The sequence below is a fragment of the Amycolatopsis sp. lyj-23 genome (genome assembly GCF_046549135.1).
Taxonomy (GTDB): domain Bacteria; phylum Actinomycetota; class Actinomycetes; order Mycobacteriales; family Pseudonocardiaceae; genus Amycolatopsis.
Genome location: NZ_JAJPWN010000016.1, coordinates 93,391 through 119,565 on the forward strand (window position 1 = coordinate 93,391; position 26,175 = coordinate 119,565).

Annotated in this window: 28 protein-coding genes; 17 read left to right on the forward strand and 11 right to left on the reverse strand. The window is 72.1% G+C overall.

Annotated features, from left to right (window positions below; genetic code table 11):
* Positions 1-75 precede the first annotated feature (75 nt).
* The 4 genes from ACLJPY_RS34905 (at position 76) to ACLJPY_RS34920 (ending at position 3,600) form a co-directional block, all read left to right on the forward strand.
* Complete coding sequence (locus ACLJPY_RS34905) at positions 76-621, forward strand: hypothetical protein (RefSeq protein WP_410595225.1); 546 nt, start codon at positions 76-78, stop codon at positions 619-621.
* Positions 618-1,712 (forward strand): peptidoglycan-binding protein, encoded by a 1,095-nt coding sequence (locus ACLJPY_RS34910; RefSeq protein ID WP_410595227.1) that lies wholly within the window; start codon positions 618-620, stop codon positions 1,710-1,712. Before ACLJPY_RS34905 ends, ACLJPY_RS34910 begins: the two co-directional genes overlap by 4 nt.
* The gene (locus ACLJPY_RS34915) at positions 1,709-2,395 is read left to right on the forward strand and encodes an ABC transporter ATP-binding protein (RefSeq protein ID WP_410595229.1); all 687 of its coding nucleotides are present in this window, start codon (positions 1,709-1,711) and stop codon (positions 2,393-2,395) included. Before ACLJPY_RS34910 ends, ACLJPY_RS34915 begins: the two co-directional genes overlap by 4 nt.
* A 71-nt stretch (positions 2,396-2,466) precedes the next feature.
* Positions 2,467-3,600: an ABC transporter permease gene (locus tag ACLJPY_RS34920; RefSeq protein ID WP_410595404.1), complete on the forward strand. Its 1,134-nt coding sequence runs from the start codon at positions 2,467-2,469 to the stop codon at positions 3,598-3,600.
* A 57-nt stretch (positions 3,601-3,657) separates the two neighbouring features.
* Here ACLJPY_RS34920 and ACLJPY_RS34925 read toward each other — a convergent pair whose 3' ends face one another.
* On the reverse strand, positions 3,658-4,680 hold the full coding sequence (locus tag ACLJPY_RS34925; protein WP_410595231.1) for an aldo/keto reductase: 1,023 nt from the start codon (positions 4,678-4,680) through the stop codon (positions 3,658-3,660).
* A gap of 116 nt (positions 4,681-4,796) precedes the next feature.
* Here ACLJPY_RS34925 and ACLJPY_RS34930 point away from each other — a divergent pair, with 116 nt between their 5' ends.
* Together ACLJPY_RS34930 and ACLJPY_RS34935 are read left to right on the forward strand one after the other, a co-directional pair.
* On the forward strand, positions 4,797-5,366 hold the full coding sequence (locus ACLJPY_RS34930; protein ID WP_410595233.1) for a TetR/AcrR family transcriptional regulator: 570 nt from the start codon (positions 4,797-4,799) through the stop codon (positions 5,364-5,366).
* 124 nt (positions 5,367-5,490) lie between these two features.
* Positions 5,491-6,726 (forward strand): glycosyltransferase 87 family protein, encoded by a 1,236-nt coding sequence (locus ACLJPY_RS34935; RefSeq protein WP_410595235.1) that lies wholly within the window; start codon positions 5,491-5,493, stop codon positions 6,724-6,726.
* Here ACLJPY_RS34935 and serC read toward each other — a convergent pair.
* Complete coding sequence (gene serC, locus ACLJPY_RS34940) at positions 6,719-7,852, reverse strand: phosphoserine transaminase (protein WP_410595237.1); 1,134 nt, start codon at positions 7,850-7,852, stop codon at positions 6,719-6,721. The genes ACLJPY_RS34935 and serC overlap by 8 nt on opposite strands.
* Positions 7,853-7,920: 68 nt before the next feature.
* Here serC and ACLJPY_RS34945 point away from each other — a divergent pair, with 68 nt between their 5' ends.
* Complete coding sequence (locus ACLJPY_RS34945; protein ID WP_410595239.1) at positions 7,921-8,790, forward strand: hypothetical protein; 870 nt, start codon at positions 7,921-7,923, stop codon at positions 8,788-8,790.
* Between the two features lie 10 nt (positions 8,791-8,800).
* Complete coding sequence (locus ACLJPY_RS34950; RefSeq protein WP_410595241.1) at positions 8,801-9,118, forward strand: hypothetical protein; 318 nt, start codon at positions 8,801-8,803, stop codon at positions 9,116-9,118.
* Between the two features lie 46 nt (positions 9,119-9,164).
* Here ACLJPY_RS34950 and ACLJPY_RS34955 read toward each other — a convergent pair whose 3' ends face one another.
* Genes ACLJPY_RS34955 through ACLJPY_RS34975 form a run of 5 tightly spaced genes read right to left on the reverse strand, consistent with a single transcriptional unit; the run spans position 9,165 to position 13,957 of the window.
* Entirely contained in the window at positions 9,165-10,505 is a 1,341-nt protein-coding gene (locus ACLJPY_RS34955; protein ID WP_410595243.1) for a serine hydrolase domain-containing protein, read from the reverse strand.
* A gap of 23 nt (positions 10,506-10,528) precedes the next feature.
* A complete protein-coding gene (locus tag ACLJPY_RS34960) occupies positions 10,529-11,149 on the reverse strand; it encodes a response regulator (protein WP_410595245.1) in 621 nt (206 codons plus the stop codon).
* Positions 11,146-12,303, reverse strand: a complete 1,158-nt coding sequence (locus ACLJPY_RS34965) for a sensor histidine kinase (protein ID WP_410595405.1) — start codon at positions 12,301-12,303, stop codon at positions 11,146-11,148. Before ACLJPY_RS34965 ends, ACLJPY_RS34960 begins: the two co-directional genes overlap by 4 nt.
* On the reverse strand, positions 12,300-13,121 hold the full coding sequence (locus ACLJPY_RS34970) for an ABC transporter permease (protein ID WP_410595247.1): 822 nt from the start codon (positions 13,119-13,121) through the stop codon (positions 12,300-12,302). Before ACLJPY_RS34970 ends, ACLJPY_RS34965 begins: the two co-directional genes overlap by 4 nt.
* A complete protein-coding gene (locus tag ACLJPY_RS34975) occupies positions 13,118-13,957 on the reverse strand; it encodes an ABC transporter ATP-binding protein (RefSeq protein WP_410595249.1) in 840 nt (279 codons plus the stop codon). Before ACLJPY_RS34975 ends, ACLJPY_RS34970 begins: the two co-directional genes overlap by 4 nt.
* Before the next feature lie 201 nt (positions 13,958-14,158).
* On the opposite strand from ACLJPY_RS34975, the gene ACLJPY_RS34980 reads away from it, so the two are divergent.
* Positions 14,159-15,445: an SDR family oxidoreductase gene (locus ACLJPY_RS34980; protein WP_410595251.1), complete on the forward strand. Its 1,287-nt coding sequence runs from the start codon at positions 14,159-14,161 to the stop codon at positions 15,443-15,445.
* A 14-nt stretch (positions 15,446-15,459) separates the two neighbouring features.
* A complete protein-coding gene (locus tag ACLJPY_RS34985; RefSeq protein ID WP_410595406.1) occupies positions 15,460-16,062 on the forward strand; it encodes a TetR/AcrR family transcriptional regulator in 603 nt (200 codons plus the stop codon).
* A gap of 7 nt (positions 16,063-16,069) precedes the next feature.
* On the opposite strand, the gene ACLJPY_RS34990 is transcribed toward ACLJPY_RS34985, so the two are convergent.
* Entirely contained in the window at positions 16,070-17,218 is a 1,149-nt protein-coding gene (locus ACLJPY_RS34990; RefSeq protein ID WP_410595253.1) for a citrate synthase 2, read from the reverse strand.
* A gap of 289 nt (positions 17,219-17,507) precedes the next feature.
* On the opposite strand from ACLJPY_RS34990, the gene ACLJPY_RS34995 reads away from it, so the two are divergent.
* The 6 genes from ACLJPY_RS34995 to ACLJPY_RS35020 are packed head-to-tail and all read left to right on the forward strand — an operon-like array spanning position 17,508 to position 21,892.
* The gene (locus ACLJPY_RS34995; protein WP_020641633.1) at positions 17,508-17,810 is read left to right on the forward strand and encodes an urease subunit gamma; all 303 of its coding nucleotides are present in this window, start codon (positions 17,508-17,510) and stop codon (positions 17,808-17,810) included.
* Between the two features lie 8 nt (positions 17,811-17,818).
* The gene (locus ACLJPY_RS35000; RefSeq protein ID WP_410595255.1) at positions 17,819-18,124 is read left to right on the forward strand and encodes an urease subunit beta; all 306 of its coding nucleotides are present in this window, start codon (positions 17,819-17,821) and stop codon (positions 18,122-18,124) included.
* 1 nt (position 18,125) lies between these two features.
* On the forward strand, positions 18,126-19,841 hold the full coding sequence (locus ACLJPY_RS35005; RefSeq protein ID WP_410595257.1) for an urease subunit alpha: 1,716 nt from the start codon (positions 18,126-18,128) through the stop codon (positions 19,839-19,841).
* A complete protein-coding gene (locus ACLJPY_RS35010) occupies positions 19,841-20,512 on the forward strand; it encodes an urease accessory protein UreF (protein WP_410595259.1) in 672 nt (223 codons plus the stop codon). Before ACLJPY_RS35005 ends, ACLJPY_RS35010 begins: the two co-directional genes overlap by 1 nt.
* Positions 20,502-21,188 (forward strand): urease accessory protein UreG, encoded by a 687-nt coding sequence (gene ureG, locus ACLJPY_RS35015; protein WP_410595261.1) that lies wholly within the window; start codon positions 20,502-20,504, stop codon positions 21,186-21,188. The genes ACLJPY_RS35010 and ureG overlap by 11 nt, the downstream gene beginning before the upstream one ends.
* Positions 21,185-21,892 (forward strand): urease accessory protein UreD, encoded by a 708-nt coding sequence (locus ACLJPY_RS35020; RefSeq protein WP_410595263.1) that lies wholly within the window; start codon positions 21,185-21,187, stop codon positions 21,890-21,892. Before ureG ends, ACLJPY_RS35020 begins: the two co-directional genes overlap by 4 nt.
* Positions 21,893-21,965: 73 nt before the next feature.
* Here the strand turns inward: ACLJPY_RS35020 and ACLJPY_RS35025 are convergent, their stop codons facing one another.
* Together ACLJPY_RS35025 and ACLJPY_RS35030 are read right to left on the reverse strand one after the other, a co-directional pair.
* Positions 21,966-22,307 (reverse strand): hypothetical protein, encoded by a 342-nt coding sequence (locus ACLJPY_RS35025; RefSeq protein WP_410595265.1) that lies wholly within the window; start codon positions 22,305-22,307, stop codon positions 21,966-21,968.
* A gap of 127 nt (positions 22,308-22,434) precedes the next feature.
* Entirely contained in the window at positions 22,435-23,535 is a 1,101-nt protein-coding gene (locus ACLJPY_RS35030) for a lipase family protein (protein ID WP_410595267.1), read from the reverse strand.
* A gap of 88 nt (positions 23,536-23,623) precedes the next feature.
* Here ACLJPY_RS35030 and ACLJPY_RS35035 point away from each other — a divergent pair, with 88 nt between their 5' ends.
* Positions 23,624-24,328, forward strand: a complete 705-nt coding sequence (locus ACLJPY_RS35035; protein ID WP_410595269.1) for a TetR/AcrR family transcriptional regulator — start codon at positions 23,624-23,626, stop codon at positions 24,326-24,328.
* A gap of 52 nt (positions 24,329-24,380) precedes the next feature.
* On the opposite strand, the gene ACLJPY_RS35040 is transcribed toward ACLJPY_RS35035, so the two are convergent.
* Positions 24,381-26,054: a purine-cytosine permease family protein gene (locus ACLJPY_RS35040; RefSeq protein WP_410595271.1), complete on the reverse strand. Its 1,674-nt coding sequence runs from the start codon at positions 26,052-26,054 to the stop codon at positions 24,381-24,383.
* Positions 26,055-26,175: the final 121 nt, after the last annotated feature.

Genomic DNA, 26,175 nt, shown 5'->3' on the forward strand with positions numbered 1-26,175 from the left:
AGCGACTTCGCTTAGCGCGCCGGAATCCCCCGCTCCGTAGACCTGTGACCCGTCAAGACACGAAAGGAGCGCACCATGCGGACACGGATGGTCGTCGCGGCGCTCGGGGCGGCTCTGCTGCTCGGGGGCTGCGGCGCGAAGACCGACGACGGGTCGAAGGTCGCCTCGATCTCGACGCCGTCCCAGACGGGCGGGCCCGCCGCGGCCGACAGCAGCGGCAAGAGCGACGTGGACAAGATGCGCGAGTTCGCCAAGTGCATGCGCGAGCACGGCGTCGACATGCCCGACCCGAAGCCGGCCGGTGACGGCAAGGGCATGATCGCGGTCGGTCCCGGCGAGGGCGGCGACGCCGACCGCTCGAAGGCCGAAGCCGCGCACAACGCGTGCAAGAGCTTCCTGCCCAACGGCGGCGAGATGAAGCCGCCGAGCGCCGAGGAGCTCGACAAGATGCGCAAGGAAGCCAAGTGCATGCGCGAGCACGGCGTCGACATGCCGGACCCCGACCCGAGCGGCAAGGGCGCCATGCGCATCGGTGGCCCGGGTGACGACCCGAAGAAGTTCGAAGAAGCCGCCAAGGCGTGCGGGCTCGGCATGAGCGTCCACTCCGAGGCAGCCAAGTGAACGAGGTGACGCACTTGAAGCCCCGCCGCCGTGGCCGGGCCCGCTGGCTGATCGCCGCCGCGGTCGTCGTCGTGGTGCTGGGCACCGGCTCCGTCGTGATCCTGACGCGGGTGTCGAGTGCGACGCCGGTCAAGGAGGCCGCCCCGCCCGCGGTCGAGACCGCGGAGGTGGCCAAGACCGACTTGAGCGAAGAAGAGGAAGCCGACGGCACCCTCGGCTACGGCGAGGAATCGGTCGTCGGCGGCCGCAAGCCGGGCACGATCACGTCGCTGCCGGACGCCGGCGCCACCCTGACCCGCTGCCAGGCGGTGTACGGCGTGGACGCGAAGCCGGTGCCGCTGTTCTACGGCACCCTGCCGTTCTACCGCGACCTCGCCACGGGTGTGGACGACGGCGCCGACGTCAAGCAGCTGGAGGAGAACCTCAAGGCGTGCGGCTTCGGCGGGTTCGGGACGCCGGACAAGAAGTTCACCGCGGCGACGGCGGCCGCGCTGAAGAAGTGGCAGAAATCCCTCGGCCTCGACCAGACCGGCGCGTTCGGCCAAGGCGACGTCGTGCTGACCGCGGGCGAAGTCCGCGTCTCGGCACTGGCGGCGAAGCCGGGCGCGCCCGCGCAGGGCGAGCTCCTCAAGACGACCGGCACCGTCCGGTCGGTGCAGGTGAAGCTCGACGCGGCCAAGCAGAGTCTCGCCCAGCCGGGTGCGAAGGCGTCGGTGACGATCAACGGGAAGACGACGCCGGGCACGATCACCGACGTCGGGCGGACCGCCGTCGAGGGCAAGGACCAGGCGGGCCAGGACGACGGCAAGCCCAAGATCACCGTGACCGTCCGGCTCGACGACCCGGCCGCGGCCGGCCGCCTGGACTCGGCCCCCGCGAGCGTCCGGTTCACCAAGGACGTCCACTCCGGCGTGCTCGCGGTCCCGGTCGGCGCGCTGCTCGCGCTCGCCGAAGGCGGGTACGCGGTCGAGGTCGACGACAACGGGCAGCGACGGCTGGTCGCCGTCCGGACCGGACTGTTCAGCGGCGGGAAGGTCGAGGTCAGCGGCAGCGGGCTGGCCGCGGGCATGCGGGTGGTGACGACGTCGTGACGCCCGTGCTGCGCGTGCACGAGGTCACGCGCACCTACCCCGGCGGGGTCGCCGCGCTCGACGGCGTCTCGCTTTCCCTGGAAGACGGCGAAATGGTGGGCATCGTCGGGCCGTCCGGGTCCGGCAAGTCCACCCTGCTGCACCTGATGGGCACGCTCGACCGGCCGTCGTCGGGCCGGGTGGAGCTGCGCGGCCACGACGTCGCCGCGTTGCCGGACCGCAAGGTTTCGGCGCTGCGCTCCCGCTGGATCGGGTTCGTGTTCCAGCAGTTCTTCCTCGACGAAGGGATGAGCGCGGTGGACAACGTGTGCACCGGCCTGCTCTACGCGGGGGTGCCGCGGCGACGGCGGCGCGCGCGGGCCTTGGCCGCGCTCGACCGGGTCGGGCTCGGGCACCGGGCGTGGCACCGCCCGGGCGAGCTCTCCGGCGGCGAACGCCAGCGCGTCGCCATCGCCAGGGCCGTGGTCAACGACCCGGCGATCCTGCTGGCCGACGAGCCGACCGGCAACCTCGACACCGGCACCGGCGCGTCCGTGCTCGCGCTGCTGGGGGAGCTGTCCACCGGCGGCACCACGATCGTCGTGATCACCCACGACCGCGAGATCGCCGCGGGCATGCCCCGCCGGATCGAGCTGCTCGACGGCCACCTGCGGCTCGACACCGGCCTGGTGGGTGCGCGGTGACCGCGGCGGTGAAGCTCCCGGAACCGGCCCGGCTCAAGCCGCCGGACGTCGTCGCGCTCGGCGCGCACGGCATGCGCACGCGGCCGGTGCGGGCGGTGCTGTCCGCGCTGGGTATCGCGATCGGCGTCGCCGCGATGGTGGCGGTGCTGGCGATCCCGGCGTCGGGGGCGCAGGCCCTGCACGACCGGCTGGCCGCGCTCGGCCCCAACCTGCTGACCGCCGGGCCGGGGCAGACGCTGTTCGGCGACAACGCGAAGCTGCCGGACGACGCGGTCGCGATGGCCAAGCGGATCGGCCCGGTGCGGGCGGCCGCCGGCACCGGGACGACGTCGGCGAGCGTCCGCCGCAGCGACAAGATCGCGCCGGACGACACGTCCGGGCTCGCGGTGTACGCGGCGCGGCCGGACCTGCTCGCCGTGCTGGGCGGCAAGGTGCGGGCCGGGGCCTTCCTGGCCACCGGCAACCAGGACTACCCGGTGGCGGTGCTCGGATCCCAGGCGGCGGCCCGGCTGGGCATCGACCACGTCGACCCCGCGCGGCCCCCGCAGGTGCTGATCGGCACGCAGTGGTTCACCGTGGTGGGCATCCTCGCGCCGATGCCGCTCGCGCCGGAGGTCGAGCGTTCGGCGCTGGTCGGCTGGGACGTCGCGAAGCGGCTGCTCGGGTTCGACGGCCACCCGTCCACCGTGTACGTGCGAGCCGAGGAGTCCCAAGTGGACGGTGTCCGGTCGGTGCTGGCCGCGACGCTGAACCCGCAGGCGCCGAACGAGGTCCAGGTGCGCCGTCCGTCGGACGCACTGGCGGCGCAGAAGCTGACGGACACGACCTACAGCGCGCTGTTCCTCGGCCTCGGCGGCGTCGCGCTCCTGGTCGGCGGGGTCGGGGTGGCGAACACGATGGTGATCTCGGTGCTGGAGCGCCGGCGCGAGATCGGCCTGCGCCGGGCGCTGGGGGCGACGAAGCGGCAGATCCGGGGCCAGTTCCTGGCCGAGTCGGTGCTGCTGTCCGGGCTCGGCGGGCTGGCGGGGGTGCTGGCCGGCGTCCTGGTGACGGCGGGGTACGCGCTCAGCCAGGGCTGGCCGGCGGTACTGCCGGCAGGCACGCTGGCCGGCGGCGTCGGGGTGGCGGCGCTGGTGGGTGCGGTGGCGGGGGCGTACCCGGCGATGCGGGCGGCCCGGCTGGCGCCCACGCAGGCCCTCGCGTAGCCGAGTGATGGGTGTCCGGATCCGTTGGTGGCAGCGGATCCGGACGCCCTTCTCCACCTAGGCCGCGGCGCGCTCGGCGAGCGGGCGGCGGCGCAGGCCCGGGTCGTGCACGGCCGGTGGCTGGTAGTTCTGGTCCAGCGCGCCGATGTTGGTGCCGGGCGGCACGATTTCGTCGATGCGGTCGAGGACGTCGTCGGTGAGCCGGACCTCGACGCCGTCCAGCAGGTCGTCGAGCTGGGGCATGGTCCGCGGGCCGAGCAGCGCGCTGGTGACGCCGGGGTGGGCGATCACGAAGGCCATCGCGAGGTGGGTCATCGGCAGGCCCGCTTCGGCGGCCAGCGGAACGAGCTGCTCGACGACGTCGAGCCGGCGTTCGTCGCTGAGGTGCTTGAGCAGGTGGGCCCGGCGCAGGTCGTTGCGCTCGCCCTTGCGGATGCGCCCGGTGAGCAGGCCCTGGCCGAGCGGTCCCCAGATCAGCGTGCCCATGCCGAAGCGCTGGGCCAGCGGCAGCACTTCGCGTTCGACGCCGCGGTTGAGGATGGAGTAGGCCGCCTGCTCGGCGCGGAACTGCGCCAGGCCGCGCCGTTCGGCGACCCACTGGGCCTCGACGATGTCGGACGCGAGGCTCTGCGACGTGCCGATCGCGCGGACCTTGCCGGCGCGGAGCAGGTCGGTCAGCGCGGAAAGCGTTTCCTCGATGTCCGTCGCGGGATCGGTGCGGTGCAGCTGGTAGAGGTCGATGTGGTCGACCCGCAGGCGCCGGAGCGAATCCTCGACGGCGGTGACGATCCAGCGCCGGGACGCGCCTTGGTGCTGCGGGTCGTCGCCGACCTGGCGGCCGAACTTGGTGGCGAGCACGACGTCGTCGCGGCGGCCACGCAACGCCTTGCCGACGACCTCTTCGGAGTCGCCGTAGGCGTCGGCGGTGTCGATGAAGTTGAGGCCCGCGTCCAGTGCCTTGTGGATCATGCGGGCGGAGTCGTCCGGGTCGGGGTTGCCGAAGGACGTCGCGAACATCATCGCGCCGAGCGCGTACGGGCTGACCTTGATCCCGGTCCGGCCGAGGGTGCGGTACTGCATGGGTTCTCTCCCGCCGAGGTGCCGGCCGGCGCGGGTGCCGTACGCTGGCCGTAAGTGGAAACCTATTCCGGAACTATACGGAAAGGCTTTCCGGTTAGGCAACCGAGAGGGGCGAAGTGACCCAGGAGACCCGGCGGCGGCGCGCGGACGCCCAGCGCAACGTCGAGGCCTTGCTCGAGGCGGCGCGGACGGTCTTCGACACCTCCGGTGTGGACGCGCCGGCCAAGGAGATCACCGACCTCGCCGGAGTCGGCGTCGGCACGCTGTACCGGCACTTCCCGCAGCGCTCGGACCTGGTGAAAGCCGTCGTGCGGACCGGGATCGACGCCGTCGCCGACGCCGGCCCCGAGCTGAGCGCCGCCCACCCGCCCGCGCGGGCGCTCGAGCTCTGGATCGACCGGTTCGTCGAGCTGCTCGAGACCAAACGCGGGCTCGCCTCGGCCCTGCACTCGGGCGATCCGGCGTTCGAAGGGCTGCCCGGCTACTTCATGGAGCGGCTGGGCCCCACGCTCACCGCGCTGCTCGACGCGGCGGCCGCCGACGGCGCGATCCGCGGCGACCTCGGCGCCGAGGACCTCCTGCACGCGATCGCGTTGTTGTGCCGTCCCGTACCCGGTCGCGAGCCGGCGCACGCCCGGCGCATGGTCGCCGTCCTCGTCGACGGCCTCCGCTACGGCGCCGGCTGACGGGCGGCGGCGAGAGGGGCGGCCTCGTGAGCCCGTTGCCGGAGCGCGTAACCGGTGGTCAGCCGAGCCGACCGGGGCGCGACCGGTAATCTCGGCCGGTCGAAGACCTGGCTGAGGGGGACGCGTGGCGCTGGCGGGGTGGTCCGGGCGGAAGCTCGCGGGAGCGCTGGTCGTCCTGGAGGTCGCCGCCGTCGTCCTGGTGCTCGTGCTGAAGCGCTTCGACGGCCTCGACCTGGAGGTCTACCTCGGCGGCGCGAAGGCGCTGGCCGAGCAGGGCTCGCCGTACGACGCCTGGGTGCCGACCACGCACCAGATCCTGCTGCCGTTCACCTACACGCCGTTCGCCGCGGCCGTGTTCCTGCCCGGCACCCTGCTGCCCTTCGCGGTGACGATGAAGCTGGTCAGCATCGCGTCGATCCTCGCGACCGGCGTCGTGGCCTACCTCTACGTCGCGACGCTCAACGGTTCGCTAACCGACGCCGCGAAGGTCCGCGGCCGGGCGGTGGCCGCGCTGGTCGCCATCGGCGCGCAGCTCGCCGGGGCCCTGCTGGAGCCGGTGCGCTCGACCCTCGGCTTCGGTCAGATCAACGCGCTGCTCATGGTGCTGGTGGTGCTCGACGTCCTGCTGCCCGGCGAGCGCAAGCGGACGAAGGGCCTGCTCATCGGCGTGGCCGCGGCGATCAAGCTGACCCCCGCCGTCTTCGTCGTGTACTTCCTGTTCCGCCGCGACTTCCGGTCGGCCGCGCGGGTGGTCGCCGGGTTCGTCGTCGCCGGGGCGCTGCTGTGGCTGCTGCGGCCGTCGGCGTCCTTCACGTACTGGACGAAGCTCGTCTTCGACGCGGGCCGCATCGGCGGCGTCGACTACGTTGGCAACCAGTCGCTGTACGGCCTGGTCACCCGCGCGGGCCTGCCGGAGTTCGTCTGGGTGCTGGCCGCGCTCGCCGTGATGGCCGTGGTCGCGGTGATCATCGTGCGCGCCGCCGAGCCGGTGCTCGGGCTCACCGCCTGTGCGCTCGGCGGGCTGCTGGTTTCGCCGATCTCGTGGACCCACCACTGGACGTGGTGCGTGCCGATCCTCGTCCTCGCCGGGTGGTACGCGTGGCGTTTCGGGCGGGCGGCCCGGTGGGTGGCGGCCGCGGTCGTCGTCGCGGGACTGGCGTTGTTCATCGCCGGCCCGATGTGGTTCGCCCCGCGTCCGGCGCCTTCTTTCGGCTGGTGGCTGGCGACGGAGTCCTACGAACTGTTCGGCCTGCTCCTGCTGGCCCTGGCCGCGTTCGGCGCAAGTCGTCTGGGCACGAAGAAGGGGACCCCCACCGCCGAAGCGGCGGAGGTCCCCGCCAAGGAGCCTCAGGTCAGCTGAGCCGCTCGACCACGTACTCGACGGCCTGCGTCAGCTTGGTGACGTCGTCCGGGTCGATCGCCGGGAACAGGCCGACGCGCAGCTGGTTGCGGCCCAGCTTGCGGTACGGCTCGGTGTCGACGATCCCGTTGGCCCGCAGCACCTTCGCCACCGCGGCGGCGTCGACGTCGTCGGAGAAGTCGATCGTGCCGACGACCTGCGAGCGCAGCTCCGGGTCCTGCACGAACGGCGTGGTGTAGCTCGTCTTCTCGGCCCACTCGTACAGCCGCGACGAGGAGTCCTTCGTGCGCGAGGTCGTCCACTCGAGGCCGCCCTGGCCGTTCATCCACTCGATCTGCTCGGCGAGCAGGAACAGTGTGGCCACGGCCGGGGTGTTGTACGTCTGGTCCTTGCGGGAGTTGTCCAGCGCGGTGGTCAGCGACAGGAACTCGGGGATCCAGCGGTCACTCCCGCCGATCTCGCCGATCCGCTCGACCGCGGCCGGGGAGGCCAGCGCGATCCACAGCCCGCCGTCCGCGGCGAACGACTTCTGCGGCGCGAAGTAGTAGACGTCGAAGTCCTCGGCCTTGACCGGGAGGCCGCCGGCGCCGGAGGTGGCGTCGATCGCCACCAGCGCTCCGTCGCTGGCTGTGAGGTTTTCGGGGCGGCGGACCGGCACGGCGACACCGGTGGACGTCTCGTTGTGGGCCCAGCCGACCAGGTCGGCGCCGGCCTCGTAGGCGATCTCCGGGGCGCTGCCCGGCTCGGCCTTGACGACGATCGGGTCGGCCAGGAACGGCGCGCCCTTGGTCACGGTGGCGAACTTCGAGGAGAACTCGCCGTAGGTGAAGTGCTGCGCGCGCTCGCGGACCAGGCCGAAGGCGGCCGCGTCCCAGAACGCCGTCGTGCCGCCGTTGCCGAGGATCACCTCGTAGCCCTCGGGCAGGGAGAACAGCTCGGACAGACCGGCACGGACGCGCCCGACGAGGGACTTGACCGGCTTCTGCCGGTGCGACGTGCCGAGGTAGGTGGAGCCGGACTCCGCCAGCGCACTCAGCTGCTCGGCGCGGACCTTCGACGGGCCGCAGCCGAAGCGGCCGTCGGCCGGCTTGAGGTCGGCGGGGATGGTCAACTCAGCGTCGGTCATGTGGCCAGTCTCTCAGGTCGGGATCCAGCTGCTAACACAGGTGCGATCGAGTCCGACATGTGGAATCGATGACCGATCGACCTCGTTGGTACTTCTTCGCGTGGTTCGCCGTCGTGGCCGTGGCGCACCTCGCGATCGAAGGCTGGACGGACACGACCGCGATCGGCCTGCCGGTCGGGTTCGTGGTGACGCTGGTGCTGGTTTTCGTCCGGCCCCTGCCGTGGTGGGCGACCGGCGAGGCCCGCACCGGCTCGCCGCGCCGCCGCTTGAAGGTGGCCGCGTTCGCGGTGCTGTGGCTGCTGGTGGCCGCCGCGATCGCCGACGGGCTCGTCGAGCACCCGCCGCACGGCGCGGACATCGTGTACGCCGGGGTGTTCGTCGCGCTCTTCCTCGGCGGGTCGGCGTACGGCCTGACCAAGCTGCTGCCGAAGCGGCCGGTGACGCGGCGGACCGTCCTGCGTCGACGGCTCGCGTTCGCCACCGCGTCGGTGTGGGCGGTCGCCGTCTTCGCGCTGGCGGCCGAGGTCGCGGCCATCGTCGTGACCGGTGGCTGGCTGCCGTGGTTCCTGCCGGTGCCCGGCGTGGTCGCCGTGGTGGCGCTCGCGCTGTGGCGCTCGGACCTCCTCTTCGCGGCCCGGCCCCTGGCGAGCGGCAGCTGGACGCCGGTCACGGCCGCGGCCTTCGACGTGCGCCCGGGCGAGCCGGTCGACGGCTGGGCCGTGCTGCCCGAGGACGTGCGGATCAAGTTCCACCTGCCCGCGGTGCCCGCCGACATCGCCGCCGAGCTGCGGGACCGGCGCCGGCTCTGGCTCGCAGGGTGGCCTTCGCCGGGGTTGATCGTCGGTCTGCCGGACGGCGACAGCTACGCCATCGGGCTCATCGGGGTCCACCGCCGTGGGGGTAAAAACACGGTTACCGACCCCGCCGGACACCGGTAGCGTGCCGCCCGTGACAACTGTGCAGCAGAGGTATCCGGTACCGCCGCAAGTGCTGTGGAACGCGCTCCCGGCCGGGGTCGCGGCGATCGGCGGCAAGCAGCCGGTCTACGACGGTCCGCGCGCGTTCGCCACCTGCCGCACCGGGATGTCGCTGCTGAGCTGGGGCCAGCACGTGAACGTGACCGTGTCGCACGCCGACGGCGGCTCGGCGCTCACGATCGACACGGTGCTCAAGCTCGGTGTCTGGGACTGGGGCGAGGGCAAGCGCATCGCCAACCGGTTCGCCGCCGCGGTCGCGTACGCGGCGGGCACGGCCGCCCTGAACTGAGGGTCCCGCTCGCCACCCTGGGGGTGCGAGCGGGACCCGTTCCGGGTCAGCGCCAGTCTTCGACGCCGCCCGGCACCGGCGCGGCCGGGTCGTACGGCGTGCGGGTGAAGACGAACGTCGCCAGGTCGAGGTGCGTGGCGACGCCCTCGGTGTTTCGGCCCACCCGGAGCGTCTCGCCGGCGTAGTAGCCGTCGAGGCCGACGTAGGTGTCCTCGCCGGTGGCCCGGAACCGCGAGCCGCGCCCGGCGCCCTCGACCGGCGCCAGCTGCAGCAGGCCGTCGCCCTGGACGCGCAGGTGGTACGGCGTCGGCCCCCAGTGCCAGAGCCCGGTCAGCGCGAGCAGCACGGGGTCGACCGGCGACGGCAGCCATTCGGCGGGCAGCCGCGGCTCCAGCTCGTCGGTCATCGTGATGAGGTCGAGGCACAGCTGGGTGATGCCGACCCCGGACGTCGAGTTGGTGAGCACGAGCGCGCCGGTCCGCGCGGCCGGGTCGACCAGCGTCACGGCGAGGAACCCGGGCATCGAGCCGGTGTGCCCGGCGAACCGGCGGCCCTGGTGGCGCACGAGCATCAGGCCGAGCCCGAACCCGGTCGTCCAGACGTCGGTGTCGTCGACGGTGACCATGGTCCGCATCTCGGCCACGGTCTCCGGCGCGAGCACGCCGCCGGTTTCGCCGCCGAGGAACGCCGTCCAGCGGCCGAGGTCCTGCGCCGTCGACCACAGCTGACCGGCGGGGGCCATCGCGCCGGCGTCCGGGCTGGGCTCGGGGAGCAGGACGTCGGCGAAGGGGTGCACGGCGAAGCCGTCGGCGTGCGCGCCCACCGGGTGCGGCGTCGTGCGGGTCATGCCGAGCGGGCCGAGGACTTCCTCGTCGAGCACGGAGAGCCAGCCCTTGCCGCGGTGGCGGGAGAGCAGCTCGCCGAGGACGCCGTAGCCGACGTTCGAGTAGTGGAACCGCGCGCCCGGCCGGTGCTTGGTCGCGCCTTCGGCGAGGCTGCCGACGAGCGCGTCCCAGTCGGCGCCGGGCGTGCGCTCCCACCACAGGCCCGGTGACTCCGACGTCAGGCCGGAGGTGTGGGACAGCAGCTGGGCGACGGTGGCGGCCCCGAACGGCGTGCCGGGGACGTGCTTTTCGAGCGGGTCGTTGAGGTCGAGGAGGCCTTCGTCGCGCAGCCGCATGACGGCGGTGGCGACGAGGGTCTTGGTGATCGAGCCGAGCCGGTACTGGGTGTCGGTGCCCGGGGTTTCGCCGCCGACGCGGCCCCGGCCACCGGACCAGACGATCCCCCCGTCCCGCACGACGGCGGCGACCAGCGACGGAGCCCGGCAGGCGGCCTGCTCGTGGGCGATCCGGCGGAACAGGGCGAGTTCGGTCGAGGCAAGCATGAAGGCATTCTGCCGCGGTCGGCTCAACCCAGCAGGTTCCGGGCCATCGCCGTGGTCACCGCGGCCGTCCGGTCCGAGACGCCGAGCTTGCCGAACACCCGCAGCAGGTGGGTCTTCACCGTGGCCTCGCTGATGTGCAGCGCGCGGCCGATGTCGGCGTTCGTGCCGCCCTTCGCGACCAGCCGGAGCACCTCCACCTCGCGGGCCGACAGCGGCTGCGGCTCGGGGTTGCGGACCCGGTTGACCAGCTTCCCGGCCACCGAAGGCGCCAGCACCGTCTCCCCGCGGGCCGCCGCGCGGATCGCGTTCGCCAGCTCCACGCGGGACGCGTCCTTCAGCAGGTAACCCGACGCGCCGGCCTCCACCGCGCGCAGGATGTCCGCGTCCGTTTCGTACGTCGTCAGCACCACGATCCGGCGGCCGGGCTGCTCGCGCAGGATCCGCTTGGTCGCGCCGACGCCGTCGAGGCCCGGCATCCGCAGGTCCATCAGCACGACGTCGGGAACGGCGACCCGGTCGAGCGCGACGGCCTCGTCGCCGGAGCCCGCTTCGCCGACCACCGTCAGGTCCGGCTCCGCTTCCAGCATGCCGCGGAGGCCTTCGCGGACGACCGGGTGGTCGTCGACGAGCATGACGCGGATCAAGCCGGCACCTCCAGGGTGAGTTCGGTGCCGCTCGGGCCACTCCGGACGCTCAGTCTGCCACCGACCTGCTCGGCGCGGGACCGCATGCCGCGCAACCCGAAACCGGTGGCGTGGTCCGGGTCGAAGCCGGCGCCGTCGTCGCGCACCGACAGCCGCACCGAACCGTCCACAGCGGACAGCCGCACCGAGACGGCCGACGCGGCCGCGTGCCGCCGCACGTTGTTCAGCGCCTCCTGCGCGCCGCGCAGCAGGACGACTTCGCCGGCCATGCCGAGCGCGGGCAGCGGACCGTCCACTTCGTACCGGACCGCCACGTCGGACGAATCGGCCAGCCGGTCGGCCTGCCGCCGGACGGCGTCCACCAGCGAGCCCGCCGCGAGGTCCGCCGGCGCCAGCGCGGCCACCATCGCGCGGGCCTCCGTGAGGTTGTCGCGCGCGGTGCGGGCGGCCAGCTCCGCGTGCCGCCGCGCCGCCGCCGGGTCGGTGTCCAGTTCGGACTCGATGGCCTGGGCGAGGGTGACGATGCTGGTGAACCCCTGCGCGAGCGTGTCGTGGATCTCGCGGGCGAGCCGTTCGCGCTCGGTCGCGGTACCGGCCTCCCGGGACAGCCGTGCGACTTCCGCCTGGCTCGCTTCGAGCTTCGCGATCAGCTCGGCGCGCCCCCGGCTCTCCTCGACGACGTGCAGGATGAACTTCCCGGACAGCACGCCGAAGACGACGAGGATCGCGGTCATCGGCAGCAGGATGTGCAGGGCCGGCCCGCGGAGGCCCTCGTTGGCGATCGACGACGCCGGGCTCAGCAGGATCGCCACGGTGGTCAGCACCGCGGCCGGCCGGAACTCCAGCGTCGAGAACACCAGCGGGCAGACCATGAACAGGATGAAGCTCGACGTCGTGTTGGCGAACATGGCCACCGCGACCAGCGCCAGCACGACCAGGGAAAGGGTCCACCGCGCCCGCACGTGCCCGTCGTCGCGGACGACCCGGCGGCCCCACACCAGGTAGGTCAGCGCCAGCCCGGTCAGCGCCCCGACCGCGACCGCCGTGCGCACCGGGTCCTTTTCGTCCAGCACGACCAGCAGCGTCGTGGCCAGGTACGCCACCGCGAAGAGGATTTCCCAGAGCCAGTTGAACCGGTCCCAGGCGTCCTTCACTTCGCGTCGGTCCACCGGAACGTCAGCCGCGCCAGCACCGCTCCCACCACGCACCAGATCGCCAGCACCAGCGCCACCCGCGGAAGCTCCCATGACCCGGCCATCTCCATCCTCACGGCGTCGTCCGGCAGGAAGACCGACCGGAAGCCCTGGCAGATCCACTTCAGCGGGAAGAACGACGCGATGTCCACCATAACTTTCGGCAGGTTCGTGATCGGCGAAACGAACACGCCGGAGATGAACTGCAGCACCAGGTACAGCATCTGCACGATGGCGACGGCGCCGTTGGTGGACTTCGCGAGCGAGCTGACCGCGATCCCGAGCAGCGTGCACGAAACGATGCCGAGCGCGAACACCCACAGCAGCGTCAGCCACTTCGCCGGGTCGGACGGCAGCCGCAGCCCGAACAGCAGCACGGCGACCGCGGCCATCAGCACGGTCTGGGCCAGGCTGGACACCGCGACCAGCGCCATCTTGCCGACGAAGTACGACGCCGGCGCCATCGGCGTGCCGCGCAGGCGCTTGAGCGACCCGGTCTCGCGGTCGGCCGAGACGCCGGTCGCGATGCTGTTGAACGACGTCGAGACGATGCCGGAGCCGATCATCCCGGCCGCGAGCAGCTGGCCGGACGTGACGCCGCCGAGCCGGGTCGGACCGTCCAGGATGGACCCGAGCAGGACCATCAGCACCGCGGGCAGGGAGAAGGTGAAGACCACCTGCTCCCGGCTCCGGAAGAACTGCCGCAGCTCGGTGCCGCCGCGGGCCAGGCCGAGCGCCAGCGGGCCGGGAAGGGTCTGTGGCGAGGCCGCGGCGGTCATGCGTTGTCTCCGATCAGGTCGAGGTAGATGTCCTCCAGGCTCGGCCTGGTCACGGTCAGCCCGGCGAGCTCGCCACCCCCAGCGGAGAGTTCGGTGACGAGCTTGGTCGGGTACGCCGTGCGCTCGACGTGCTCGCCGCGTTCGTCGACCCAGCGCACGGTGGCTTCGGCGGCCGCCCGTCCGCCCAGGTTCTGCGGCGTGCCCTGTGCGACGATCTCGCCGCGCGCGATCACCGCGACCCGGCCGGCGAGCGCTTCGGCCTCGTCGAGGTAGTGGGTGGTCAGCAGGATGGTGGTGCCCTCGGCGGCGAGGTCGCTGATCAGCGACCAGAACTGCCGGCGCGCCTCGGGGTCGAAGCCGGTGGTCGGCTCGTCGAGGAAGAGCAGCTCAGGCCGCCCGACGATGCCGAGCGCGACGTCGACGCGGCGGCGCTGACCGCCGGAGAGGGCCTTGATCCGCGTTCCGGCCTTCTCGGTGAGCCCGACCTTCTCGATCACCTCGTCGGGGTCGCGCGGATCGGGGTAGTACTTCGCGAAGTGCCGGACGGTCTCGGCGACGCTCAGCTCGGCGGCGTCGGTCGCCGTCTGCAGGACGATGCCCAGGCGCGCCCGCCACGCGCGGCCGGCCTTGCCGGGGTCCTCGCCTAGGACACTGACCTCGCCGTCCGTCCGCCGCCGGTGCCCCTCGAGGATCTCGACGGTCGTGGTCTTGCCGGCGCCGTTCGGGCCGAGCAGCGCGAAGACCTCGCCCTGCTCGATCTCCAGATCGAGCCCCGCGACCGCGAGGTGGCCCGGGTACTGCTTGCGCAGGCCGCGCACGCTCACTGCTGTGGTCATGGCCCAAGCGTGGTCGTCCAGGGGGCCGGATCCGACCAACAGGCGGCTGAATCCGGCTGTCCACCGTTCGGTGGACACGGGCGCTTTGGTTCCACGGGAAACCACGAAAACGCTGTCATGCCAGCAAAAACCCGAGCATCCCCGCCCGCGGAACCGCCGCGTGGGTGAACCCCCTGTTGACAAGTTGTCTAACATGACAGAATGTCTCACAACTGGGTGACCGCCAGCGACGGTGTCCGCCTCTCCGTCACCATCGACGGGCGAGTCGACGGGCCCACGGTCGTGCTCGTGCACGGCTATCCGGACAACAGCTCGATGTGGGGCGGGGTAGCCGCGTCGCTGGGCGGGAAACACCGGGTCGTCACCTACGACGTCCGCGGGGCGGGACAGTCGGACAAGCCGTCGGGACGCGCGTCCTACCGGCTGGACCAGCTGGCCGACGACCTGCGGGCGGTCGTCGACGCGGTGCAGCCGACCGGCCGGGTGCACCTGGTGGCCCACGACTGGGGCTCGATCCAGACCTGGCACGCCGTCACCGGCGACGTGCTGCGCGGGCGGATCGCCTCCTACACGTCCCTCTCCGGCCCGAGCCTCGACCACGCCGGCGCGTGGTTCCGCGCCCAGCTGCGCCGTCCGACGCCGAAAAGCCTCAAGAACGCGCTGAGCCAGTTCCTGCATTCGTGGTACATCCTCGCGTTCCAGGTACCGCTGATCCCGGACCTGTTGTGGCGCACCGGCTTGCTGGGCAAGCAGATCCAGCGGATGGAACCGGACGCGGCGCCGCCGGAGAAGTCCGACGGCCTGCACGGCCTCGAGCTCTACCGCGCGAACATGTTCACCCGGCTTTCGCGGCCCGCGCCCCGGCCCGCCGAGATCCCGGTTCAGGTGCTCGCCCCGACCGGCGACGCCTACGTCACGACGCCGCTGCAGACCGAGGTCGCCCGCTGGGTGCCCGACCTGCGGATCCGCCGGATCGTCGGGACGCACTGGGTGACCCGGGCGCGGCCGGAGGTGGTCGCCACCGCGGCCGCCGAACTGATCGAATACGCCGAGAGCGGTTTCGAGAGCCGCGGGCTGCGGCGGGCCCGGGTGGACGCCGGGCCGTTCGAGCACCGTCTCGTCGTGGTCACCGGGGCGGGCGGCGGGCTGGGCCGGGCGACCGCGCTCGCCTTCGCCGAGCAAGGTGCCGACGTCATCGTCGCCGACGCAGCCGGTGCCGCGGAAACGCTGAAGCTGCTGGAGGGTCACGGTGTCGCCGAGTACACAGTGGACACTTCGGACGGTGCGGCCGTGCGCCGCTTCGCCGAGCGGGTCCGCGCCGAGCACGGCGTCCCGGACATCGTCGTCGACGATGCGGGCGTCCACGGCTCCCGCGCGTTCGCGGCGATGCTCGCCGAGCGCGCCGAAGGCGGCCAGGTCATCCCCCTGGCGTCGGCGGCCGTGCTGCGGGAAATCCTGCGTGCCGCGGAAAAGGGCCTCACGCCGTGAGCCGGCCGCGGCGGATGTCGCCGCAGGCCCGTCGCGACGACCTGATCCGCGCCGCGCTCGACCTGTTCGGTTCGCGGGCACCGGAGCTGGTCACCGTGGACGACATCGTCGCGCGCGCCGAAGTGTCGCGGCCGTTGTTCTACCGGTACTTCGCCAACCTGCGAGAGCTGCACGTCGAGGCGCTGCGCACGGTCACCGACGGGCTGATCGACGGACTGGCCGGGCTCGAGGAGGGCCCGCCGGAGGTGCGGCTGCGCGCCGCCGTCCGCGGCCTGATCGACGTCGCCGACCACTACCGCGCGGGGTACATCGCCTTGCTGCGCAGCGGTTCGGTGATCGCGACGTCCGAAACGGACGCGGCGATCGACGAGGTCCGCAACCGCGCGGTGGCCCTGATCCTCGACGCCATCGGCGTCGCCGAGCCCTCGCCGCTGCTGTCGCTGACCCTGCGTTGCTGGACGGCGGTGGTCGAAGGCGCGCTGCTGAGCTGGCTGCAGGAACGCACGGTGCCCCGGGAAGCCCTCGACACCTGGCTGGTCGACCAGCTCACGGCCATGCTCACCACCACCGCGCAGCACGAACCGGCCGGTACCACGGGGGTAACGGCCGGTTCGTGAGAAAGCGTCAGTGCTTGGTGACGAGCTCCCAGCCCTCGACGTCCTCGGGGCTGCGCGGCGCCGGGCCGACGTACTTGGCCGACGGCCGCACCAGGCGTCCGGTGCGCTTCTGCTCCAGGATGTGCGCGGCCCAGCCGGCGGTGCGGGCCGAGCTGAACATCGCGGGCATCATGTGCGGCGGCACCTGCGCGAAGTCCAGGATGACCGCGGCCCAGAACTCGACGTTGGTCTCGATCGGGTGATCCGGGCGCCGCTCGCGCAGCTCCTTCAGCGCGGCCTGCTCCAGCGCGGCGGCCGCCTCGTAGCGGGTGGCGCCGAGCTCCCGGCAGGTCCGGCGCAGCACCCGCGCCCGCGGGTCCTCGGCGCGGTAGACGCGGTGGCCGAAGCCCATCAGGCGTTCCTTGCGGTCGAGGATGCCCTTGACCAGGCCCTCGGGGTCCCCGGTGCGCTCGACCTCTTCGATCATCGGCAGCACGCGCGCCGGCGCGCCGCCGTGCAGCGGGCCCGACATCGCGCCGATGGCGCCGGACATGGCCGCCGCGACGTCGGCGCCGGTGGAGGCGATGACGCGGGCGGTGAAGGTCGAGGCGTTGAGGCCGTGCTCGGCGGCCGACACCCAGTAGGCGTCCAGGGCCTTGACGTGCGCGGGGTCCGGCTCGCCGCGCCAGCGGACGAGGAACCGCTCGGTGATCGAGTGGGCCTCGTCGACGCGGGTCTGCGGCACCGCGGGCTGGCCGATGCCGCGCGCCGACTGGGCGACGTAGGACAGCGCCATCACCGAGGCGCGGGCCAGCTGCTCGCGGGCCTCTTCGTCGGTGATGTCGAGCAGCGGGCGGTAGCCCCAGATCGGGGCGAGCATGGCCAGCGCGGCCTGGACGTCCACCCGGACGTCACCGGTGTGCACCGGCAGCGGGAACGGCTCGGCGGGCGGGAGGCCGTGGCCGAACCGGCCGTCCACGAGGAGGCCCCACACGTCGCCGAAGGTCACTTTGCCGGCGAGGTCCTCGATGTCGACGCCGCGGTAGCGCAGGGCACCGCCGTCCCGGTCGGGTTCGGCGATTTCGGTGTGGAAGGCGACGACACCCTCCAGACCCGGTCGGAAGCCGTCGTCGGGTTGGCCGGACGGCTGAGGCTTGCTGATCGTGGAGGTAGTCACTGTTTCGCGGGACCTTTCGGTGCGCATTTTCCCCGGCTGGTTGGTGCTGGTCGCGCGGTTGGAGAGAGCGCACTGAACGCGCGCCACATCGCACGGATGGATAGACCTTGCTCTCTTGACCGGCCACTGGCAATCGAAAGATGTGGTGGTTTCGGTCACGATTACGAGAACGATTCAGTCACCGAGGCCTCCGGTCCGGAGAATTTTCACCACTCAGTGTGACGAAGCCCAGGTAAATCCTGTGTTTCCGATCCGGGCGCTCCCGCGTTTCGGGTGATAGACCTAGCGGATGCACCTCAGCCCGCAGGAGCGCGACAAGCTGCTCATCCACGTGGCGGCCGACGTCGCGCGGAAGCGGCTGGACCGCGGCGTCCGGCTCAACTACCCGGAGGCGGTCGCGCTGATCACCGACCACGTGCTCGAAGGCGCCCGCGACGGCCGCACGGTCAGCGAGCTCGTGGCGAGCGGCCGGACCGTGCTCTCCCGGGCGCAGGTGCTGGACGGCGTGCCGGAAATGGTGGACTCCGTGCAGGTCGAGGCCACTTTCCCGGACGGCACCAAGCTGGTGACCGTGCACGACCCGATCGTGTGAGGAGCGGCATGCGTCCTGGTGAGGTCATTCCCGGCGAGGAGCCGGTCGAGCTGAACCCCGGCCGCGCGCGCGTCCGGCTGCTGGTGCGCAACCTCGGCGACCGGCCGGTGCAGGTCGGCTCGCACTACCACTTCGCCGCGGTGAACCCCGGCCTCGAATTCGACCGCGACGCCGCCCGCGGCCACCGGCTCGACGTGCCGGCCGGGACGTCGGTGCGGTTCGAGCCGGGCGTCGAACGCGAGGTCGACCTGGTGCCGCTGGCCGGCGCCCGCCGCGTGCCGGGGCTGCGGTCCGAGTTCGCAGGGGAGTTCTGACGTGCCGCAGATCGATCGCGAGCGCTACGCCGAGCTGTTCGGCCCGACCACCGGCGACCGGATCCGGCTGGCCGACACCGACCTGCTGATCGAGGTCACCGAGGACCGCTCGATGGGTCCCGGCGGCTCCGGCGACGAGGTGCTCTTCGGCGGCGGCAAGGTCATCCGCGAGTCGATGGGCCAGGCCACGGCGACCCGGGCCGAAGGCACGCCGGACCTGGTCATCACCGGCGCGGTGATCCTCGACCACTGGGGCGTGGTCAAGGCGGACGTCGGCGTGCGGGACGGCCGGATCGTCGGCATCGGCAAGGCGGGCAACCCGGACACGATGGACGGTGTGGACCCGGCCCTGGTGATCGGGCCCTCCACCGAGGTGCTCGCCGGCAACGGCAAGATCCTCACCGCGGGCGGCATCGACTGCCACGTCCACTTCATCTGCCCGCAGCTCGTCGACACGGCGCTGGCGGCCGGGCTGACCACTTTGGTCGGGGGCGGCACCGGGCCCAACGAGGGCACGAAGGCCACCACCGTCACGCCCGGCGCGTGGAACCTCGGCCGGATGCTGTCCGCCATGGACGGTTACCCGGTGAACGTCCTGTTGCTGGGCAAGGGGAACACCGTCCGGCCCGAGGCTCTCCGCGAGCAGCTCGCCGCGGGCGCGGGCGGGTTCAAGCTCCACGAGGACTGGGGCACCACGCCGGCCGCCATCGACGCCTGCTTGACCGTGGCCGACGAGGCCGGCGTCCAGGTGGCCATCCACACGGACACGCTGAACGAGGCGGGCTTCCTGGAGTCCACTGTGGACGCGATCGGCGGCCGGTCGATCAACGCCTACCACACCGAAGGCGCCGGCGGCGGGCACGCGCCGGACATCATCCAGGTCGTCTCGCTGCCGAACGTGCTGCCGTCGTCGACCAACCCGACCCGCCCGCACACGGCCAACACGCTCGACGAGCACCTCGACATGCTGGTGGTCTGCCACCACCTCAACCCGTCGGTGCCCGAGGACCTCGCCTTCGCCGAGAGCCGGATCCGGCCGACGACGATCGCCGCCGAAGACGTGCTGCACGACATGGGTGCGATCTCGATGATGAGCTCGGATTCGCAGGCGATGGGCCGGATCGGCGAGGTGATCATCCGGACGTGGCAGACCGCGCACGTGATGAAACGCCGTCGCGGCGCCCTGCCCGGCGACGGCGCGGCCGACAACCTTCGCGCGCGTCGCTACGTCGCCAAGTACACGATCAACCCGGCCATCGCGCACGGCATGGAGACCGAAATCGGCTCGGTCGAGGTCGGCAAGCTCGCGGACCTGGTGCTGTGGGAGCCGAAGTTCTTCGGCGTCCGCCCGCACGTGGTCCTCAAGGGCGGCTTCCCGGCGTGGGCGGCGATGGGCGACGCGAACGCGTCCATCCCGACGCCGCAGCCGGTGCTGGCCCGGCCGATGTTCGGCGCGTCGATCGGGGCCGCGTTGAGCCTGCACTTCGTCGCGCCGTCCGCTTTGGACAGTGGGCTGCGCGAGACGTTCGGCATCACGCGCCCGCTGGTCGCCGTGTCGAACATGCGCGCGCGGACGAAGGCGGACATGGTGCTCAACGACACCACGCCGGACGTCCGCGTCGAGCCGGACAGCTTCGCGGTGCACGTCGACGGCGAGCTGATCGAGCCGCAGCCGGTGACGGAACTGCCGATGGCGCAGAGGTACTTCCTCTTCTGATGGACCTTTCGGCGCTGATCCTCGCGGACTCCCGCTTCCCCGGCGGCGGTCACGTCCACAGTGGCGGGATGGAGGAAGCCGTTTCCCGTCGCCGGGTGACTTCCGTGCGCGACCTCCCGGGGTTCCTTTCGGGACGGTTGCGGACCGCGGGTTTCCTGGCGGCGGTCTTCGCGGCCGCTGCCGCGCATGCGGCCGTCGCGCAGGGGAGCTGGTCGCTTTTGGACAGTGAGCTGGACGCGCGCACGCCGTCGCTCGCGCAGCGCGAAGCTTCCCGGGCGCAAGGCCGCGGGACCGCGCGGGCCGGGCGGATCGCCTGGCCGTCACCGGTGCTCGACGCGTTGCTGGCCGACACTCCGCGGCCGCACCACCCGATCGTGCTGGGCGCGCTGGTCGGCGTGGCGGGCGGCTCATCGTACGACGCGGCGATGGCGGCCGCGTACCTGTCGGTCAGCGGGCCGGCGAGCGCGGCCGTGCGGCTGCTGGGGCTGGATCCCTTCGCCGTCAACGCCGTCGTGGCCCGTCTTGATCTGGCTTCGGTTTGTGCCGAAGCGGCCGCCGTGGCGGGGGACGACCCGGCGTCGCTGCCGTCGCCGGGGTCGCCCGCGTTGGATCTGTTCGCCGAGGCGCACGCCCGGCACCACCAGGAAGAGGTGCGTCTCTTTGCCAGCTGAACACGGTCACGGGCACTTCCACGAGGTCAGCTTCGACCCGACGGCCGCCGAACCCGACCACTACGACCCGGCGCCCACCGCGGGGCGCGCGTACCGGATCGGCATCGGCGGCCCGGTCGGCTCCGGCAAGACGGCGCTGACCGCGGCGCTGTGCCGCGCGCTCGGTGACGAGCTGCGGCTCGCCGTGGTCACGAACGACATATACACGACGGAGGACGCCGACTTCCTGCGCCGCGCGGGCGTCCTGGACCCGGCGCGGATCGAGGCGGTCCAAACGGGAGCGTGCCCGCACACGGCGATCCGCGACGACATCACGGCGAACCTCGACGCGGTCGAGCGGCTGGAGGAGAAGTTCCCGGGGCTGGACCTGGTGATCATCGAAAGCGGCGGCGACAACCTGACGGCGGTCTTCAGCCGCGGCCTGGCCGATAGCCAGATCTTCGTGGTCGACGTCGCGGGCGGCGACAAGGTGCCGCGCAAGGGCGGCCCCGGCGTCACGACGGCGGACCTGCTGGTGATCAACAAGATCGACATCGCCCACCTGGTCGGCGCGGACATGGCGGTGATGACGTCGGACGCGCACCGGATGCGGGGCTCGCTGCCGGTGATCACCCAGTCCCTGGTGGACACCCCGGACGCACCGGCGGTCGCCGACTGGGTCCGTTCCCTGCTGTGAAGGCCCACGCCCGGCTGACGGCGTGCTTCGACGGCTCGCGGACGGTGTTGCGCGAGCTGCGGTCGATGGCCCCGCTGACGTTGTTCCCGCGCCGCGGTCCCGGCCCGACGGCGGTGGTCCACCTGGTCAACTCGGCAACGTCCCCGCTGGGGGGCGACGACCTGCTGCTGTCGATCCACGTCGGCCCCGGGGCTTCGCTGCGCCTGTCCGGCGTCGCGGCGACGCTGGCTTTGCCCGGCCTGCACGGCGAGCCGTCTCTATCTGCTGTGGACGTCGTGGTCGAAGCGGGCGGGTCGCTGGAGTACCTGCCGGAGCCGACGGTCGTCACCGCGCGGGCCCGGCACAACGCCGTCTTCCGGGCTTCGCTGGCATCGGACGCCCACCTGCACACGCGCGAGGTGCTGGTGCTGGGGCGGGCCGGGGAAAGCCCGGGTGTTTTGACGACTTCGTTGTCGGTCACGCGGGGTTCGGTGCCGGTGCTGCGTCAGACGCTCTCGGTGGGCGATGCGGGCCTGGACGCGAGCTTGGCCGTGCTGGCGGGCCGCCGGGTGCTGGCCACGGACCTGGTGGTGGGCGGCCCGGAACGGCCGGCGGCCTCGGGTGAGTGGTGGTCCCGCAGCCCCCTCGCCGCGGGCGGCACCCTGGTGACCTCCCTGGCCCCGGACGCCGTCACGGCGATGAAGGGCCTGGCCGAGGCGTGCTGAGCAGCCCCCGATTTCCACGCTACCGGGAGGCACCGACAGTTCCGGGTGACGAGCTGGTGAGTGGCCAGGACACTTACTGAGCTCGGCCGCACGCCCACTTCCAGGTGGCGTCGCCGTACGCCTTCGCGGCAGCGTCGGCGTTCTGCCCCGGAGCGGGCATTGCCACCTCGTCGGCCTGCGCCGGGTCCAGTGCGGTGCGGGCGAGCCCGGCGATGGCCAGGGCCGAACCGGCGGCGCAGAAGTTCTTGGACGACTCGAACATCTCGTCGTACGTGTGCGGTGCGTTGGGCTTGAACCCGGCTGACTTCATCGCGGCCGTCCACTCCGCCTTGGGGTCGGCCGGTGCCTCGCTGCCGCAGCCGGCGAGTGCGATCGCGGCCAGCACGGCGAGGGCGGGCAGGCCAGGGCAGCGCATCGGCAGTCCTCTCAGCGGTTGATCGACACTGAGAGGTCGGCGCCGTACGCGTGCTCGTTACGGTTCGTCCGGATTTCGCCGTGATGTCCGACCGCTCGCCGGGGAGTACCCCCGGCGAGCGGACCCCTCAGAACTTCGTGCCCAGCCAGGTCATCGCCGCCGGGCCGCCGATCGACACCCCGGCGATGTGCTCCAGCAGCGGGAGCTCCTGCCACGTCACCTTCGCCCCGAGGGCCTTCCAGCGGTCGCGCAGGCCCGTTCCCACGCTGAACGGGATCAGCTCGTCCAGCGTCCCGTGGTACAGGTACACCGGCGCCTTCGGGGCCGTGGTCCCCAAGTAGTTTTCCGTCAGCCGCGCTTGCCAGTGCGGCTCGTGGATGGGGTCCGGCACCGTCACGAAGTCCTGCAGGTGCGCGAACGGCGCCGCCGCGCCCAGTTCCACCGTGCACGCCTGCGACACCCGGGCCACCGCTTCGCGGCCGCGGTCGTTCAGGATCGACGCGAACGGGACGTCCGGGTACGCCGCCGCGAAGCCCGTTGCCGCGCCGAGGACCAGGCCGAACGCCGCGCCGCCGTCGTTGGACGCGAACACCGCGTTCAGGTCCGCCGGGACCCCGCCCGCCGCCACCCCGACGACGTTCAGCGAAGGCGCGTACGTCGCCTGCAGCTCCGCCGCCCACGCCGCCGCCTGGCCGCCCTGCGAGTAGCCGAACACGCCCACCGGGCCCGACGGGGACAACCCCGCGCCGGTCACCTCGGCGGCGGCGCGCGCCGCGTCGAGCACCGCGTGTCCTTCGGATCGGCCGACCGCGTACGTGTGCGTGCCCGGCGTGCCGAGTCCTTCGTAGTCCGTGACGACGACCGCCCAGCCCTGCGTCAACGCCTGCGCCAGCAGCGCGCTTTCGTTCTCGATGCCGTGGGCCAGCAGGTTCGACGGCGCGCACTGGTCGCCGAGGCCGTGCGTCCCGACCGCGTACGTGATCAGCGGCCGCGGGCCGCCGCGCAGCCACGGTGCCGCCGGCACCAGCAGCGTGCCGGACACCGCGTTCGGCTCGCCGGTGCCCGACGTCGAGCGGTACAGCAGGTGCCAGGCTTTGACCGGCGCCGGGAAGGGGCCGACGAACACCGTCGTCGGCTGCTGCTGCAGGAGCACGCCCGGTTCGGCGTGGGCCGCGGGGGCGGCTGTCACGAACAGGAGCGCGACGGCGACCACTAACCGACGAAGCATCGTTGCCTCCGGTGTTTGGTAATCGAGGTTTTCACAATTTAGCCAGGCCGGTAGGATCCGGCAATCCCTCAGAAGGAGGAGCTGAACGTTGGCTCGCACGTACGGCGGCGTCGCACCCGAGCAACGCCGCGCCGACCGCCGCGAGCGGCTGCTCACGGCCGGTCTCGAGCTGTTCACCACCACGGGTTTCCGGCAGACGAAGATCACCGACGTGTGCGCCCGCGCCGGCGTGTCGACGCGGAACTTCTACGAGGAGTTCACCGGCAAGGAGGACGTGCTGCGCACCCTCCACGACCGGATCAACAGCCTCGCGCTCGAGCACGTCACCGCCGCGCTGGACAAGGTCGCCGAGGCCGACGCGGTGACCCGCATCGCCACGCTGCTCGACGTCTTCATCGACACGGTGACCGTGGACCCCCGGCTGCCGCGGCTGAACTACGTCGAAGCCGTCGGCGTCAGCGCAGAGCTGGAAGAGCAGCACCAGGTGTGGGTCGACCGCTGGGCGACCTTCATCGAGACGGAGGCGCGCCGTGCGGCCGAACACGGCGCCGCACCTGAGCGCGACTACCGGCTGACGGCGATCGCCCTGGTCGGCGCGGCCACCGGGCTGCTGCGCGAGTGGCAGGCGCACGAGCCGCCGCTGCCGGTGGAAGACGTCGGCGCGGAGCTGCGGGCGCTGATGCTGGCGGCCATCATGCGGCCGGCGAAAATTCCCCGGATCCGGGGCAACCTCGGCGCGCCTTCCGGCGTGGAACAGTCGAGCCGGGTGCAGGAGCAGGGGGGAACCCGGTGAACGTGAGGGCCCTTTCCCGGCTGCGGACGCCGGGAAAGGGCCCTCACGGACTCTACGGCGTCCGGACCGCCGGCAGGCCGAGCGCGACCGGGCCGGTCGTCCGGCACACGTCGTGACAGGTGCTGTCGAGCGTGCAGCACAGCGAGCAGATCGGGCCGTTCTGCTTGGCGCAGTCGGCGACGTCCGGCAGTTCGTACGGGTCACCGCAGACCGAGCAGGTGTGCGTCGCCCGCAGATCGACGTCGGCGTCCGGGCCGGCGACCGTGTTCGGCCGCGCCAGGTAGTACTTGCCCTTCGTCGCGACGGCCAGCGTCGGCACCAGCACGATCGAGATGACCAGCGCGAGCAGCGGGCTGAACGCGGCGAGGAACGGCCCGAACGCGCCGAAGTAGGCCGCGATGGACACCGCCGACGCGACGACCATCGAGCCGAACCCGACCGGGTTGATCTTGTGCAGGTAGGCCCGCTTGAACTCGATGTAGCGCGGTGACAGGCCCAGCGGCTTGGCGATCACCAGGTCGGCGCAGACGGCGCCGATCCACGCGATCGCGACGTTCGAGTAGAAGCCGAGGATCTTGTTCAGGAAGCCGAACGCCCCGAACTCCATCAGCGCGAGCGCGATCCCGCAGTTGACCAGCACGTACCAGACCCGGCCGGGGTGGCGGTGCAGCACGCGGGAGAAGAAGTTCGCGAACGACAGCGAGCCGGAGTAGGCGTTCGTCGTGTTGATCTTGATCTGCGAGACGACGACGAACAGCGCCGCGAACGTCAGCGCCGCCGGGCCGAGGGCCGGTTTCACCGCTTCGAGGTACGGCGCGATCGGCTCCAGCGCGTGCGTCTTCCCCACGACACCGAGCGCGAGGAACGCGAGCAGCGCCCCGCCGATCTGCTTCGCGGCCCCGAGGATCACCCAGCCGGGGCCGGCGGCGAGCACCGCGGCCCACCACGCCCGCTTGTTGTCGGCCGTCTTCTCCGGCATGAACCGCAGGTAGTCGGCCTGCTCCCCGATCTGCCCGATCAGCGACAGCGCGACCCCCATCCCGAAGCCGAACCCGATGGCGGAGAACCCGGCGCCGGCGCCCTCCGTACCCCCGAAGTGGGTGAATTCCGCGAACTTCCCGGGCTCCCGGACCAGCACGACGACGAACGGCAGCACCAGGCCCGCGATCCACAGCGGCTGCGTCCAGGTCTGCATCTTCGCCACCGCGCCCATGCCGTAGAGCGCGAAGGGCAGCACGATGAGCGTGGCGAGCAGGTAGCCGATCGGCAGCGGGATGCCGAGGGCGAGCTCGAACGCCTGGCCCATGATCGAGCCTTCGAGCGAGAAGAAGATGACGGTGAAGCTCGCGTAGACGAGTGACGTCAGCGTCGACCCGAAGTAGCCGAAGCCGGCTCCGCGGGTCAGCAGGTCCATGTCCACTCCGGACTTCGCGCAGGCGGCCGCGATGGGCACGCCGGTCACGAAGATGACGACGGCGGCGGCGAGGATCGCCAGCACACCCGAGGTGAAGCCGTAGGAGAGGACGATGCTGGCGCCGATCGCGAAGTCGGCGAGGTAGGCGATGCCGCCCAGCGCCGTCGTCGCGACCACGAACGGGGACCATTTCCGGAACGAGTGGGCGGCGAAGCGGAGTGAGTAGTCCTCGCGGTTCTCGTTCGCCGCGAGGGGGGCGTAGCGGCGTTTCGGCGGAGCGCTCTTTTCTGCGTTGGACAGGGTCTCGGTCATGCCTGCCTCCGGGGTGGTGGGGAACGGGCCGAAGGTAGGTCTTCGCTGTATCGATCCTGGTCCGGCGGGTAACGCGGGGGTTACAGCTTGTTGTCCAGCGGTTACGGGCAGGTGGCGCGCA